Origin of the sequence: Kitasatospora sp. NPDC057904, from assembly GCF_042887925.1 — a bacterium.
GTDB lineage: Bacteria > Actinomycetota > Actinomycetes > Streptomycetales > Streptomycetaceae > Kitasatospora.
The window spans coordinates 1-1451 of the sequence record NZ_JBHVOL010000072.1; the positions used below are offsets into that span (position 1 = coordinate 1).

At 67.6% G+C, this 1451-nt stretch carries 2 pseudogenes; both read left to right on the plus strand.

Going from position 1 to position 1451, the window contains the following annotated elements:
- Positions 1–671 (plus strand): annotated as a pseudogene (locus tag ACFVSN_RS45140) (hypothetical protein); the annotation flags it as partial.
- 113 nt (positions 672–784) lie between these two features.
- Positions 785–1451 (plus strand): annotated as a pseudogene (locus tag ACFVSN_RS45145) (hypothetical protein); the annotation flags it as partial.

The window sequence follows — 1451 nt, forward strand, 5'->3', positions numbered from 1 at the left end:
ACGACTACAACCTCAACGCCGGCCCCTGGCACGGCTGGGAATCCCTCGACACCAACAAGAAGTTCACCACCGGCACCCCCGCCGCCCTCTACAACCCCGACACCCAGACCGCCGAAGTCTTCGCCACCGACGACAAGGGCATCATCGCCCACAACTACTCCACCGGCGGCAACGCATACACCGGCTGGACCGCCCTCGGCGACTCCTACCGCTTCGCCTCCAACCCGGCAGTGGTCTACAACCCGGTGAACAAGGTCACCGAGGTCTTCGCCACCGGCAGTGCCGACGGCGTCATCTCCCACCAGTACCTGTTCAACGGCGGTACGTGGAGCGGCTGGAGCTCCCTCGGTGACGCGTGGAGGTTCAGCAGCAGCCCCGCGGCCGTGTACAACGCCACCACCAACGCCATCGAACTGTTCGCCATCGGCACCGACGGCGTGCTGAACCACGACTACAACCTCAACGCCGGCCCGTGGCAGGGCTGGGAGTCGCTCAACACGAACTGGTCGTTCACCGGCGTCCCCTCCGCCGTCTACGAGTCCGACAACCACGCCGCCGAGGTCTTCGCCATCGGCAGCTCCGACGGCCGGATCTCCAAGGCCTACACCGCCGACGGCCAGCCCATCGGCCCCTGGTACACCCTCGGCACCACACCGTTCAAGACCAGCTGAGCACTGCTCACCCGCCGGTTCCGGCCGCCTTCGGCCGGAACCGGCCGTCTGCCTGCCCACCTGGCCGACCACCCTGCCCAACCGTCGTTGCCCACTCCAGGAGTCAGACCACCGTGATCCGCCGCCTCCCACACCGTCTGTCCGCTCTCGCCCTCTCCGCCGTCGCGATCACCGGCACGATGACGGTCGGCTCCGCACCGGCCCACGCCCAAGCGAACCGCTCCTGCGGACCGGTGACCAGCGCCGACGCCGCCATCGGCGCACAGCTGAATCAGATACTCACCAGCAGCATGGCCCATGACATGGGCGACTACCACGTCTCGTGCGCACGGGCCATCGTCAACACCGTCCGGAACCTCGGCCTCCCGGACCGGGCCGCCGTCATCGCCGTGACCACCGCCATCGTCGAGAGCAGGCTGGAGAACAATCCGAACGTCCTGGACGCCACCAGTGTCGGACTGTTCCAGCAGCAGGAGTGGTGGGGAACGACCGAACAGCGGCTCGACCCGGTCTGGTCGACCACCGCCTTCATCAACGAGATGCTGCGGACCTACCCCAACAACGCCTGGCAGTCCCAGGAGATCGGCACCGTCTGCCAGGGCGTACAGCGGTCAGCCTTCCCGGGTCGCTACCAGCCACAGGCATCCGACGCCCAGAAGATCGTCGACGCGATCACCGGCAGCCGGGTGCCGGCCTCGTCGTTGGTGTCGGGCCGGGTCGCGACGGTGTACAACCCGGACACGAAGACCTCCGAGGCGTTCGCCATCGACACCGCCGGCA